Raw genomic sequence first — 12,616 nt, 5'->3', positions numbered from 1 at the left:
CCCTTAGTTAGAAGCCATTTTATCAGGATCCGTACTCATGATATCAAACAATTGAGTACCTTGAGGAATTTTATTTTTAAAGGGTACGACAACTGAACCAGCTTTTATCAGTCCTGCCCCTTTTTCTGGATTGACAAGGTATTTTTCGAGTTCTTTTGACAAGCCTAAGAGTTGAACCAGTTCTTCTCGGTCATTTTTTGCTTGCTTGAGGAGAATCATAAATTCACTATTTGCAATAATCCGTCTACCGTTTGGATCTAACAATAAGGTTTCGACATTTTGGGTTATCCCAGTCGGACTAGCTCCATATTTTCTGACACGACTCCACAATTTAAAGAAGAAATCACTGGCATATTTATCTAATAAGAGAAGCTGCATTTCATCAAAATAAATCCAGGTCTTCTTCCCTAATTTTTGATTCCGAACGACACGATTCCATATCTGATCAAAAACCACCATAAGAGCGATTTGTTTCAGCTCATCCCCTAACTTCTTAACGTTATAAATCAAGAAATTAGATCCAGTCTGAATATTAGTCTTATGAGAAAAAATGTCAAGAGAACCTTCGACATACAGTTCCATATCAAGTGCCAAATTCTGCGCTTCTTCTTCTGGTTGTTGGCTCAAGACAAAGACCCATTCTTCCAAAGAAGGCTCTTTAAATGACTGATAGGTGAGTCTGGTAACTCGGTCGATAATCGATTTTTCTCTTCCATCCATTTTCCTATCGAGTAGCTTGCCGATAAAGGATAAAAGAAATTCTGATTTTACCTTAACAGGATCCTCATCCATATTTTCATCAGACAAGTCAAGGACATTGAGATAGGTTTGGGAATCGGGCGCAATATCAATCATTTCTCCACCAAAAGCTCGTCCAATGACACTGTATTCTGCTTCTGGATCCACGATGATAATTTCAGTATTTTCACCAGATTCCTTGATTTTGGTCGTGATAATTTCATGCTTGGTTGCCATCCCTTTCCCAGCTCCAGATGTTCCTAAAATCAGACCAGACGGTGTATTTAATAGGCTACGATCAATGGTAATAATATTGCTTGAAATTTGATTGATACCGTAATATTTCCCACTACGGTCTTGTAAGTCTACTGAAGTCCAAGGTGAGTTCACTGCTACATTGGACGTTAATAAACTCCGTGATACCCCCTCTAAAAAATCACAACCAAATGGCAGCAAACTATTAAAGGCTGCTTCTTGCATATATGGAAGTTTATCAATCATTAGGTCATTTGAGCCGGCCACTTGTTGAATAGTGTCTAGGGCTTGTTTAAGTTCTTCTTCATCCTGACCAAAGACCCCAATCAAGAAGACCGTTTGAAATAGTTTATCTCCTGTCTCGGTCATGGTTTTTAAGAGTTCTTCAGCTTCATCGATATTGCTTTCTAAAACATGGCCTACTTTTTCCAAATAGATACCTGTACGAGCTAGTTTTTGTTGTTCCCCAATCTTTTGGGATTCCATCAAGGTCTTCTTTGTTCGTAGTTTCTTCATGGCATCTGCCTTGGTCGAACTTTGAGCATGAAGGCTCACTATCAATTCCAAATCTCCTTGCATGAGGTCTCTGATAAACTGATCCCCTAATTCCATACCGTAGTCTCTGACATAGACAATCTGTAATAAGCGGTCATTGATTTGTAGGTAATTCTTGTTTTTAAAATCCAAGAGATTAGGTGCTATGAAGTGACGAGTTGTCTGACCAGATCTCGTTAAATCACGGTAAGAAAAAGGAAGATGGTGTTCTCCTCTAAGCATATCCGCCAACAAGTTGACACGGTCTTCTCCAGCCAAGGATTCAAATCGTGCATCAATTTCTGAGAAACCACTCTTGAAATATTCTCCTATTTGAGACAAGGAACGATAGGCTTGTTTGGGATTAGAATCCTTTCTTCCAAAGCTAATCAGTTTCACAGCTGAAAAGTTATTTTCCCCACTGTCTAAATTTTGATTCATCATCCGATTCAATTCTTGACGATAGCTATCATATCCATCTTCTTTTTCCTCATACAAAACACTTTGTCTAAACTTTTCTAAATTCAATCTTTTATTAAAGATAGTCAATTGGAAGTTGGTTTGGTCATCTAGGGAGTTAATCAAATCAGAATACTTCTCAATGATTGCGCCCTTATCCTCTAAACCAACGGTCTGGTAATTGACATCACCAAGTAAATAGCTTTGTGAGAAATAATCTTCTTTTACCTGCATCAGACCATTTTGATACAGGGCTTGATAGGAAAGAGTATTAGCCGTTGAGGGTAACACTTCCTCTTTTTTATCTTTAACTTTTTCCTTTTTATTAGTCATTGAAGTTTTTTGTTTCTTTAATGTATTTGATTTTCTTTTCATGTTCAGATCCTTTCTTTCCTGTAATTGTGCGTAGGGGAACCGTTAGTTCAAAATGAAGACGGTATTTCAAATAATGTTCAAAATATAAATCATTGGGTTTATAGACTCCAAAAAGCATGAGGGGGATGGTAAAGGCAAACACAAAACCGTAAACAAACCAATCTCCAAATTGCCAGAAAAAGAGATTCAAGCCCAAAACAATAATTGTGACAATAAAGGCTGGTAAAACAAAGATGATTTGTCTTGTGGTGAAACCTAACCAAGCCCTGTGTTGGTATTTTGAGATGTCTTTAAAGACACGTGTATTCATGACTTTCCTTTCTAAAAAGGCTAAGAAGCAATCACTTCCTAGCCTTTATCTAATTACATACCTAAAATTGAGCGAGCCGTACGTTGAGAACCAACGAGGGCAATAATCAGTAAGATAGCTTGTATCAAACTACCAAACATAATCGCAAGTGATTGCAAGACTCCCGCACCATTTGAAACAGCTATTTTCCCAGCAGATTCAAACAAAGGAACAAGAGAAACAATCAGAAAAATGAGAACCCCTTGTACCGCATAAACCATAATATTTTTTAAATAGCCAATACCAATAGACTTCCACTCATCACTTAAAAATGTTGGAATCGTAAGAGGGGCAAATGGAATCATAAGGTAGAGTTGAATAAATCGAATAGATACCAAAAGATTGACCATGGCCGCACTTACTATCCGAACAAGCCAAATGAGGAGGGCGAAAAAGCCCACAATCATCCGGCCAATAAATCCTGAACCTTTTAATCCAGAGATGGTATCATACTTTGCCCCACCATGAGCCACAATCGAGGCCACTTGTTCAATGGCGTGACTCGCAATCCCGATGATGGCTTCTACAATCACGGTAGTGTTGGTAATCACGACTGCGACCATGATATAACTAATCAACATCGGTGCTAATGCTTCAAACGTCATCGCTCCACCAGAGTTAGCAATTTTCTTTGCCATCTTCGAAAATTCTAGGATGAGAACAACTGATAAAATCGCAACTCCAAGAGGCTGCATGACACTTTTAGTAATACTAGACATATAAGTCCAAACTGTTGGATTGTAGCTAGATAGAGATTTAATCAGATCTACCGTAGATTGTAAATCCACATTAAATCCTTCAAATAAATTTTCAGCTGATATTTTTTCAGATGCAAGGTAAACAAAGGGTGAGACTAAACTAAGGTTCATGTCATTGTTTATCCTCCTAAATTGAAATCTGGGTTACAAAGGCTCCAGCAGCCCCTACCATAACACCACCGACAATTTCAAGAATGGCATTCCGAACACCTGGTCCACCATCTTTAATGTTGGTTGCAAGATTGACAATCCCCACAACAACGAGAAAGGCACCAACCGCAATCAATCCCTTCTGCAATAAAGACATAGCTTGTGCGAACATAGCACTTGCGTCTACTCCATAAACAAAACCTTTAAAATGCGTAATCATCTATTTCCTCTTTTCTATTTTTATTTTAAACTAGATTCAAAAGTTAAATCACGAATTCTAAGGCCTTCAAGATGATTTTCTTGTCTTTGATTCAAAGGATTGATTTGATAGTTCCACCACCGTTCATCGGTTTCTTGATTGGCTAGGTACTTCCAGTTTGGATGCTTGGTTGAATTGTATTTTTTGCTTTTAAAGACAGGCATATTGGCAATTCGAACCAAGCATTCATGCCGTTTCATATTTCCGACCTCATCGGGTGTCATTAAATCACGAGCAATCTTTTGATGAGAAAGGGATCCTGAACCTGTTTGGCCAAAGGAACGACTAGTATTTCGAACATCAATGGTTTGTTTACCGAGTAAGCCACTCATAAATTTAAAGGTATCTTCATCATTACCACCTAAGTAGACTAAGCTATCACAATTTCCAAGAATGATTTTCCAAGCTTCTTTTTCTTTATAGAGCCCTTGAAGTTGGGCAATATTTTGAAGAATGGGAACGAGACTCATATTTCGAGAACGGACTGTTGAGGTTTGTTCAGCAAAATCTGGAATTTCTCCGATATTTGCGAACTCATCTAAATAGACTCTCACATGAAGAGGCAATTGACCCTTAAAATCAATATCTGCTTGTCTTGTTAGGGTTTGAAATACGGTTGAAAAAAAGAGGGCTGAAAGAAAGCGAAAGGTACTATCGTTATCTGGGATAACTAGGTAAACCATTGATTTTTCCTTGCCCCATGTCTTCATATCAAGGGTATCTCTTTTGGTCAAATCCATGACACTTTGAATATTGAAGAGGGCAAATTTAGCAGTGGTTACAGCAACAACAGAATCCAGAGTCTTATCCTTATAATTTTGGAAATCTGCCCAATTTCGCATGGTAAAATTTTCAGTCCCATACTTTTTAGCATAATTTTCAAATAGAATTTCTAAGACACTTTTTTCTTGATTTTCACCCTTTGATAAGTGTTTAATGAGTTTTGAGATTTCAGCAAAACTTGGATAACGCCCTCGTTTTTTTCGCTTTTCCACTTCTTTTTTTTGACGTTTCAACAAGTTTTGGTATTCCTTTTGACTTAAACGACTTTCTTCTATGAGCTGTTCTCTTGTTTTGGGTGGATTATAGAAATCGACCAAGTAGGAGGCTAAAGCTCGTACCAAAGTCATAGAAGCTTCATCCCAAAATGGATCACTACGAGATCCAGAGCCTTTAGTGTTATTAAAATAAACCGTCAGCATGCGATTCAAATCATTTTCTGTCTCTATATAGCGAAAAGGATTGAAACCATCTGAGTTCTTCATATTGACTAAATCTAACACCTTTACTTGGTAGCCATGTTCTAAAAAGAGTTTGCCTGTTTTCTCGGCCAAGTGATCTTTAGGATCCACTACAATATTAGAACTATTCATCTGAATCAGATTGGGTTTCACAAAGCGAAATGTCTTCCCACTTCCTGAACCTCCAATCACCGCAATATTCTTATTTCTATCAAATTGGGGTGGTTTTTTATCTAATAATGTCAAACGAACATCTTGTGCTAAGATCGTATCATGAGAAAATTCCTTACCGTAAAAGAGCTTCTTTTCTTTTAGAGTTCCAAAACGGGCGCTCCCGTATTCTACCCCTTCTCGGTATTGTTTTTTACCAGTCTCTAAATAGAGATAAACCAGCAACATCATCACAAAGCCTAGTAGAAAAAAAGCACTTGATTTTCCAGTAAAAGAAATATTCCATGGCGACTGAAGAACTTCATCTTGACCTTCCATCAGGAGACGACTCCATTTATCTAAGGTATTTCCAGTATAGGAATCATACAAAAGCGTCAAACGATGAAAAAGATAGCCTAGTAAGATACCTAACAGTGAGAATAGTAGGAATTTCTTTCCACTGTACATCATCTCACCATCTCTTTCTGTTTGACGGCACCTTCTTGTCTAAAGGTAATTTGGGATTTAGCCTCATCAATTGCATCGTCTAATGACTTATCCATGGTAAAATCAGCTAATTTCTCCGGATCATTAACCATTTTTTCTAACAGATGGTCTAAATGATTGTCTAGAATCGAACGGTCTTTCGTGTAGAAATGTAGAGAATCCCCTTGCCAAGCGATGGCTAAAGGAATCTCTTCTTTTTCTAAAAAAGCTTTAAATTTCTCTATATCAATTGGTTTGTCTAAAAAATCTTTTTTCAGATTAATCGTATCAATCGCATAGGGAGATTGTAGCAATTCTTCTAATTTCTGCACCCCTATCTTATAGGCGGAATCCTGTGCTAAAGCCTGACGTCTAGACCATTCTAGAATCTTTAAAAGACTTTTTACAGTAAATAAAAGACTACGCTCTGCATATTGAACTGCCATTCGTTCCTGTTGTTCAGAGGACATCTGATGCCTCCTTCTTCACAAATAGCAGCTTTCCTTCTTTATAGCGATAAGCTATCAATTTCTGACGTTGCTTAATCGACTTGACAACCTGCAGTAGATCTCTCGAATAAGGTTCTCGAAGAGTAACTTCTACTGCTTTCCCATCAAAGATACCAACACGTTTAAATTCAATGTAGTCTTTTTTGAGATGTCCTAAGCCCATACCAAAAGGAAAGTGATGAATCAATTGGATGGTACAGCCACCTTTATTTCCCATTTGTTTCAAATCATACAAGTTTACTACCTTCATGATTAACTCCTTTATCTAGTTTGTCGCATCGTTTAAGTCTGGTAACGATAAACTCCGTGTCTGTTAGAAAATTCTCACACACGTCTTGTGCCAGTTGCCCTTCACAGGGAAATACTCTCAGTCCCTACTTACACAGGCACGCTAATCAAGACGGAGTGGATTCAATTTTCAAAGAACAGGTAGCTTTATTATAGATAAGAGTAGTTGAAATTTTTATCACATTTTTGGAGTTATTGGAATAAAAAAAGCAACTCACTGCTTTACTAATGAGTTACTTTTGTACTAAAATATTTGTTGCATAATTTCCCTAATAACCTGAACAGAGTTATCAAATGAGATATCTTTAGCATACTTAAATTGGCGTTGATAACGAATCCATAGCTCTTTCTGATAATCAGAAATTTCAATTCCTCTCACTTGTTCTTCCCAATTATAAATAGTATCTTTACTTTTACGTTTTTCTGCCGTATTTTCAAGTGCATTTTTTAATACTTCTAGATTAATCTCTTCTTTTCTAAGTTTATACAAGGTGAAAAGATCATATCGATCACGTGGGCGTGTCGAAGCTAATCCCCTACTAATGATCGTTTCTAACTTTTCAGCAAGTACAGTCTCTAGATTATATGTCCATATCTTGATGCTTTCATTAGTAAAGATAGAAGTCATTGAATAAGTAATTTCTCTTGGTGTGATTTTATCACCAGTAGTAATATCAATAAAAACAACCTCCTTTAATGTATCAAAAGTTGCATTTAATTTTAATGAAAATCCTCCATATTCATCATCTTGGCGAATAGGCTCTAGCTTATCTACTGAAAATGAAAATCCATCAGTTTTAGAACAAAGAATCTCTTCAAAGATATGAATCAAATTTTCTCTGCTCATTTCGGTTCCCTTCAGAGTGACATCTAAATCCATTGTGGTTCGCTTATCTAGTCCAATCATTTGACCTATTAGATACCCTCCTTTTACAATGAAGGAATCTCTATAAGAACTAGTAGAAATCAGCTTTAACACTTGCTCAATTAAATAATGTTGTTGTACTTGTTGAGCTGGAATTCCCTTATCTTTTGAAATGTTTTTGATTTTTGCTTTAAAGCTATTCGCATTTGAAAACATTAAGATAGTACCTCCGTATAAGATTGTAACTTATCAGTTACTTTAAATAGCTGGGCATAATAAAATAATTTGTGTAAATGAATTTTATTTTGTTGAAAATATTTTTTAAACGCTGGTGCAATAATTTGAAGATCCACCTTATGAACTGGTCTTAGACATTCAACCAAAACTCGTTCAACTTCATAAACTTTAATAAATTGACCAGGAAGGCGCTCTATTTCAATAATTCCTTCACTATAGTGAGAGCGTAAAATAATAGGACATATATCTGCTTCCTTAATGTTTTTGGTATTCGTACCATAAGGAAAACTCATCGTCATGTTAAAAGGGATAGTTAAAGATAAACCATGTAACCAAAGTGCTGTCTCCAAAGAAAAGATTCCCTTTGGAAATCGATGCTGAAGGACAAACCACTCATCTAAATAAATATCAGGTAAGCGATATAACCCTTTTTCTTCAGCATCGATTTTTCCTTCTGTAACCATTTTTAATAAGGTTTTGTAGTGTAAATTTTCATCTATTACTTGTTTAAAAGTTAAAAAACCATACTGATTAAAAGAGTTCATCAGTTTCTCTCTTTTATCAACCATACCATTCTCCTTTCTTAGAAATAAAATGCTAACACCTTCTACATATGTTAGCATTTTATTTCTTTAAAATCAATTCATTTAGTTTTTTATTTCAAACTGAATCTATAAGTAAGCCAGACCACCTATTATAAAGAAGAAGTAAGCCATGGACTAATAGGTTCTACTCCAAATGAAGCCCTAGAAATATTTCTAGTAAAAACATACAAACAGCAAGATAAAATGCTTGTCAAAGAAACTCTGATATGATTAACTTTCATAAAATTTCTCGATACAGAAATTCTTCAACAATACTCACATTGGTTAAGAAAAGAATAGTGATGTAACCATGATTTCAATTTTTAAATCATGATGGCCATTTCACCTTTCTTGCCTTAACTGGCTTAAATCGAATCTTATTAATAAGTCTAAGCTCTATTTCTCTACAATCTGTAACGGAGGTATCATTGATTTTAAGGCTTCTTGGAAAGTATTGATTTCCTTGTTCACGTGATAGTTCTACTGTATAACTAATACCATTACTTAATTTAAAGACTACAAAATAAATATGATCTCTTCTAAATCGGCTACCAACTCTTCTATTCAAAATGCCATCAGTTGTATAGAATTTACACTCCATTACATGTAACATTTGATAAAGCAACAAGGTTCCAACTATTTTGAATTTATTTTCGTTGAACCAACCATTATCAGCTTTATTCAGGCGTTCCAATGTCCAATCATCTTTTAATCCTTCAAAAATACTCCCTGCATTATTAGTTGGTAAATTAACATGATGTTCTCTAGATAATCCTAAAAGATGAGGAATGGAGGAATTTGGAACTGATAGAATAATTTTAGGACAGTTCTCCATATTTGTCTGATAAATATATTTGTACTGAGAAACATTTTTCTCAATAGTATTGGCCAAGCAATCCATCTTAACATTGACAATATCAATCTTTCCATCAAAAGTCTTTAGCCATTCCAAAGTATAAGTCATTTGAATTTTCTCCTAAAAAAGAGAAGGAAGCTCCTGCTTCCTTCTCTCCCACGTATTGAGTTTCACCTCACGCTAGATATGCCCTATCTGTTCCTCAAGGGTAGGCAGTCCTGCTATTCTTTTTCTCAACAAACAGTCTGAACTGAGAGCGGAGCCCACAGGCGGGTGCAGACCATATCCACTAGCCCACAAGTAATTATATCATTTAATTACCTTCATTATACGCAATTAGTCCATATTTGTCAACAATTACATTCATTATGAATATCTAAATAAATCAGGTCCTTTTTTTGAAAAGTTTGTGTTTGTATTTTGGCTTGGTTTTCGAATCAAAAAGAGAGAATCAAGTTGATTCCCTCTCTATGTTAGTTTTTCCTTACTTTCCCTATAGGAAAGCTAGGATCTATTAAAAACTTCTTTTTTATGTGAACTTCCCCATCTTTCGATAAATAGAATCCCCACTAACAAAAGGATAATCAGGCAAGGAAGTAAAACTAGCCCCATGTCCCAATTTAGATTGACATTATCAATTTGCTTAGGTAATCTTCCAGACAAAATCTCCACTGAACGTAAGTAAGTAAAGGGAATCAGATGTGCAATCCTTTGAAGAGGCTGAATTGTTTGGATGCCAAACAATAAGCCAACAATCCCAATGAGTGAAAGAAAGAGTACAGGCATTTTTTGCTTGAAAAAGTAAGCAATCAAATACACAACTTCCACAATGACGATAAAGGCTAAGAAAGCTAAGAACAAGCTAGGAAATAACACATCCTGTATCTTTCCAATAGTTACCTCTTGATTCGTTAAGTTATAAATCGGGTAGGGATAATCTAACTGTCCAAAACCACTTATCAGACTTCCCACTAGAAAAGAAAATCCACTGATTCCGATAAACAGCACAGTTACATAACCCACTCCAACTCCAAGAGAGGACATGGCAAATGCCACTTTTGAAAAAGGATATAACTGAGCTATGTCCAGATGATTTTGATATCTTTCTGCAAATAGTTGCGTTAGCATAAAAATAATAGCAATCACAAACAAGGTTGGGATAATAGCCTCTAAAATCCAGACAATCTGATCAATCCCGTGGGTCGGATAATCTAAATTGTGCGCTTTTATGTTCAAGGGATATAGGGCTTGGTAAATCTTTCGCTGGCGGTCAGCCCCCATTTTTAGTTCAGAGCTAGAAGTCGGGGTATTTGATATCTTTTCATAATTCTTCTCTTCATCTTGCCACTGCAAATAGTAGGCTTCTTTCCAGCGCCCTTCTTTTAATAAAGTCAGAATTTCTGTCTTTAGCGTCAAAAGATTTTTTTGCGATTCTAAATCACTTTTAGCAATTTGGTATTCCTCCGAGCTGGTGTCAGATATTTGAGAGAGTTTCTCTTCATATTCATTGATGATTCTCTCATCTTTTACAAGACTGGTTTCCAACTCGCTCTCCAAGCTGTGTGAGTTTGCAGTCCGACTATTTAAATAAAAGGTAACACCGAGTACAGATACAAATAAAGCTAAGATAATCCAGTTTAAGCGACTTTTGAAAACTTTTTTCAATAAAAACAGACCAACATCTTTCATAAACTAAACCTCTTCTATCTGACCCTGATGAATGGTTACTACTCTATCGCAGACATCAACCAACTCTTCCTTATAGTGGGAACTTAAAAGAACCAGCTGCTCTTGTCTATCGATTTGTGCCAGTCTATCAAAAAACTTCTGTCGATAATACTCATCTAAGCCATTTGTAATCTCATCCATAAGCCAGCATTTCGCCTGACTCAGGAAATACATGGCAATCACCAAGCGTTGCTTCATGCCTAAGGAATACTTGCGAATGGGAAGGCTGATATAGTCAGGCATTTCCCAGTAATCAATTTCATCCCCCAAGTTTAGATCTGACTTCCAGATATTTTTTATAAGGCGAAGGTAGTCCATCCCACTTAAGTTTCCATCCAGCCATTCAACGCTCTCATAATAAAATAAAGAAGGAGGGACTGCGATATTTCCACTACTTATAGGAATTAAATTGCTAATGGCACGGAACAGTGTCGTCTTTCCAGAGCCATTTATAGCAAGAATACCATAAATCCTACCCTTTTCAAATGTAAAATCAACATCTTGTAAGATGACTTGTCGCGTTTTTAAGGCAACATGAGTAAGAGTTATCATATACAGTCCTCCTTTTTCTACTCTTTAACGATTAATAGCCTCCACTGTAGTAGTTTAGTACCTCATAACAATCGTAATTCCAACCAGAACCAATTTTATATTCAGAATAGCTATAATAACGAGACCATGATGGAACGTTAATATAGCTATGTCTGTGGTAATTCATACTAGACCTATAGAAGGTATTCCAATCATACCTATAAGTTTTAAGAACGCTCACAGCAGATACACTGGACTGAAAAGACCAACAGATAACAAACTAGCTAATAAAACAACTTTTGCTGATTTTTTCATGGCTTCCACCTCACTAATATATTTACTTTCGAAAGCGCTTTAATTATATCATTTTTTTATTTGTTATGCAATAGTTTTTTTATTTGTTATGCAATAGTTTTTTTGTTCCGAAAAATCTCACACTAAACGCTAACAACTCGAATTTACTCTAAGACGACTCTGTTTTAGGGCTATGTGTCGTGCACTTTTTTCTGAGTCTTTTCGCTTTTGAACCCTTATATATCAAGAAAAAGAAAACCAGTGGAAGTTTGTCTAAGACGAATTTCCACTGATTTCACGCGTTTTTCTCATACTAAAGGCTAGGGTGTGGGAAACTGGAAGTTAGTTTTAGAAGTTACCTAAAAATCAGGTCACCTATTTTAAAAAAGCAGCAAACTATAAACTAGTAGGTTCCACACCAAATGTAGCCCCATACTGCCCCATAAGTCCGATTTATAGCGCACCATCCCTAAAAATATTCCCAATGAAACATATAAACACCAAGCTAGAATGGTTCCTGGATGATGAACTAAGGCAAATAAAACACTTGTCAACGCAACTCGAATATCTAATTTTCTGACCAAGTTCCATAAAATTTCTCTATACAGAAATTCTTCAACCATACTCGCATAGATTAAAAACAATAAAAATGAAAACCAAGGAACTTGATGTTGAAGGTCAATTAAGTTTGCTTGATTCGTGGTTCCTTGAGCATGGATTAGACTAAAACATAGACTTATAATCAGTAGGCTAACGAATCCAATACCAAGCCATTTCATCCTAGTTTTCATATTGACCTTATGCGCTTTTTTACGTTGACCATATATCCATAAAAATGAAATGAGTGACGCACCATAGAGAATCTGTAGTATAGTTACCTCACCGATACAAAGAAATTTCAGTAAGTATAGAGATACCAATAGGACATTTACTTGTTGGAATATATAAACTGGAATTATTCTTTTCATAG

At 36.0% G+C, this 12,616-nt stretch carries 14 protein-coding genes; all 14 read right to left on the bottom strand.

Features of this window, described 5'->3' with window-relative positions; translation table 11 throughout:
• Positions 1-3 precede the first annotated feature (3 nt).
• Positions 4-2,361, bottom strand: a complete 2,358-nt coding sequence (locus ADJ60_RS09115) for a VirB4-like conjugal transfer ATPase, CD1110 family (RefSeq protein WP_193390789.1) — start codon at positions 2,359-2,361, stop codon at positions 4-6.
• Positions 2,312-2,671 carry a PrgI family protein gene (locus tag ADJ60_RS09110; RefSeq protein ID WP_001097591.1) on the bottom strand — a complete coding sequence of 120 codons (360 nt, stop codon included), beginning with the start codon at positions 2,669-2,671 and terminating at the stop codon, positions 2,312-2,314. Before ADJ60_RS09110 ends, ADJ60_RS09115 begins: the two co-directional genes overlap by 50 nt.
• 53 nt (positions 2,672-2,724) lie before the next feature.
• Entirely contained in the window at positions 2,725-3,579 is an 855-nt protein-coding gene (locus tag ADJ60_RS09105) for a conjugal transfer protein TrbL (RefSeq protein ID WP_001054256.1), read from the bottom strand.
• Between the two features lie 16 nt (positions 3,580-3,595).
• Complete coding sequence (locus tag ADJ60_RS09100; RefSeq protein ID WP_000627865.1) at positions 3,596-3,838, bottom strand: hypothetical protein; 243 nt, start codon at positions 3,836-3,838, stop codon at positions 3,596-3,598.
• 20 nt (positions 3,839-3,858) lie between these two features.
• Positions 3,859-5,736 (bottom strand): VirD4-like conjugal transfer protein, CD1115 family, encoded by a 1,878-nt coding sequence (locus ADJ60_RS09095; protein WP_049544716.1) that lies wholly within the window; start codon positions 5,734-5,736, stop codon positions 3,859-3,861.
• Positions 5,736-6,224, bottom strand: a complete 489-nt coding sequence (locus ADJ60_RS09090) for a hypothetical protein (RefSeq protein WP_000093674.1) — start codon at positions 6,222-6,224, stop codon at positions 5,736-5,738. The genes ADJ60_RS09095 and ADJ60_RS09090 overlap by 1 nt, the downstream gene beginning before the upstream one ends.
• Positions 6,214-6,513, bottom strand: a complete 300-nt coding sequence (locus ADJ60_RS09085; protein ID WP_000869753.1) for a hypothetical protein — start codon at positions 6,511-6,513, stop codon at positions 6,214-6,216. The genes ADJ60_RS09090 and ADJ60_RS09085 overlap by 11 nt, the downstream gene beginning before the upstream one ends.
• A 282-nt stretch (positions 6,514-6,795) precedes the next feature.
• Complete coding sequence (locus ADJ60_RS09080; protein WP_000492399.1) at positions 6,796-7,632, bottom strand: nucleotidyl transferase AbiEii/AbiGii toxin family protein; 837 nt, start codon at positions 7,630-7,632, stop codon at positions 6,796-6,798.
• Complete coding sequence (locus tag ADJ60_RS09075) at positions 7,632-8,222, bottom strand: type IV toxin-antitoxin system AbiEi family antitoxin domain-containing protein (RefSeq protein WP_049544663.1); 591 nt, start codon at positions 8,220-8,222, stop codon at positions 7,632-7,634. Before ADJ60_RS09075 ends, ADJ60_RS09080 begins: the two co-directional genes overlap by 1 nt.
• Before the next feature lie 343 nt (positions 8,223-8,565).
• Positions 8,566-9,201 carry a hypothetical protein gene (locus ADJ60_RS09070; RefSeq protein ID WP_049544662.1) on the bottom strand — a complete coding sequence of 212 codons (636 nt, stop codon included), beginning with the start codon at positions 9,199-9,201 and terminating at the stop codon, positions 8,566-8,568.
• Between the two features lie 396 nt (positions 9,202-9,597).
• Complete coding sequence (locus tag ADJ60_RS09065) at positions 9,598-10,782, bottom strand: hypothetical protein (RefSeq protein ID WP_049544661.1); 1,185 nt, start codon at positions 10,780-10,782, stop codon at positions 9,598-9,600.
• Between the two features lie 3 nt (positions 10,783-10,785).
• Positions 10,786-11,373 carry an ATP-binding cassette domain-containing protein gene (locus ADJ60_RS09060; RefSeq protein ID WP_049544660.1) on the bottom strand — a complete coding sequence of 196 codons (588 nt, stop codon included), beginning with the start codon at positions 11,371-11,373 and terminating at the stop codon, positions 10,786-10,788.
• A gap of 31 nt (positions 11,374-11,404) precedes the next feature.
• Complete coding sequence (locus ADJ60_RS11805) at positions 11,405-11,593, bottom strand: hypothetical protein (protein ID WP_049544659.1); 189 nt, start codon at positions 11,591-11,593, stop codon at positions 11,405-11,407.
• Positions 11,594-12,026: 433 nt separating this feature from the next.
• Positions 12,027-12,614 (bottom strand): CPBP family intramembrane glutamic endopeptidase, encoded by a 588-nt coding sequence (locus ADJ60_RS09050; protein WP_049544658.1) that lies wholly within the window; start codon positions 12,612-12,614, stop codon positions 12,027-12,029.
• Positions 12,615-12,616: the final 2 nt, after the last annotated feature.

It is taken from the genome of Streptococcus pseudopneumoniae, assembly GCF_001076775.1.
In the GTDB taxonomy this organism is placed as follows: domain Bacteria; phylum Bacillota; class Bacilli; order Lactobacillales; family Streptococcaceae; genus Streptococcus; species Streptococcus pseudopneumoniae_G.
The sequence above is the reverse complement of the archived record's forward strand: the minus strand, read 5'-3'. Positions and strand labels throughout refer to the sequence as shown.

What these genes read in the sequence shown, in the direction of transcription:
- ADJ60_RS09115 (WP_193390789.1), bottom strand. Translation starts at nt 2,361, where the DNA reads ATGAAAAGAAAATCAAATACATTAAAGAAACAAAAAACTTCAATGACT.
- ADJ60_RS09110 (WP_001097591.1), bottom strand. Translation starts at nt 2,671, where the DNA reads ATGAATACACGTGTCTTTAAAGACATCTCAAAATACCAACACAGGGCT.
- ADJ60_RS09105 (WP_001054256.1), bottom strand. Translation starts at nt 3,579, where the DNA reads ATGAACCTTAGTTTAGTCTCACCCTTTGTTTACCTTGCATCTGAAAAA.
- ADJ60_RS09100 (WP_000627865.1), bottom strand. Translation starts at nt 3,838, where the DNA reads ATGATTACGCATTTTAAAGGTTTTGTTTATGGAGTAGACGCAAGTGCT.
- ADJ60_RS09095 (WP_049544716.1), bottom strand. Translation starts at nt 5,736, where the DNA reads ATGTACAGTGGAAAGAAATTCCTACTATTCTCACTGTTAGGTATCTTA.
- ADJ60_RS09090 (WP_000093674.1), bottom strand. Translation starts at nt 6,224, where the DNA reads ATGTCCTCTGAACAACAGGAACGAATGGCAGTTCAATATGCAGAGCGT.
- ADJ60_RS09085 (WP_000869753.1), bottom strand. Translation starts at nt 6,513, where the DNA reads ATGAAGGTAGTAAACTTGTATGATTTGAAACAAATGGGAAATAAAGGT.
- ADJ60_RS09080 (WP_000492399.1), bottom strand. Translation starts at nt 7,632, where the DNA reads ATGTTTTCAAATGCGAATAGCTTTAAAGCAAAAATCAAAAACATTTCA.
- ADJ60_RS09075 (WP_049544663.1), bottom strand. Translation starts at nt 8,222, where the DNA reads ATGGTTGATAAAAGAGAGAAACTGATGAACTCTTTTAATCAGTATGGT.
- ADJ60_RS09070 (WP_049544662.1), bottom strand. Translation starts at nt 9,201, where the DNA reads ATGACTTATACTTTGGAATGGCTAAAGACTTTTGATGGAAAGATTGAT.
- ADJ60_RS09065 (WP_049544661.1), bottom strand. Translation starts at nt 10,782, where the DNA reads ATGAAAGATGTTGGTCTGTTTTTATTGAAAAAAGTTTTCAAAAGTCGC.
- ADJ60_RS09060 (WP_049544660.1), bottom strand. Translation starts at nt 11,373, where the DNA reads ATGATAACTCTTACTCATGTTGCCTTAAAAACGCGACAAGTCATCTTA.
- ADJ60_RS09050 (WP_049544658.1), bottom strand. Translation starts at nt 12,614, where the DNA reads ATGAAAAGAATAATTCCAGTTTATATATTCCAACAAGTAAATGTCCTA.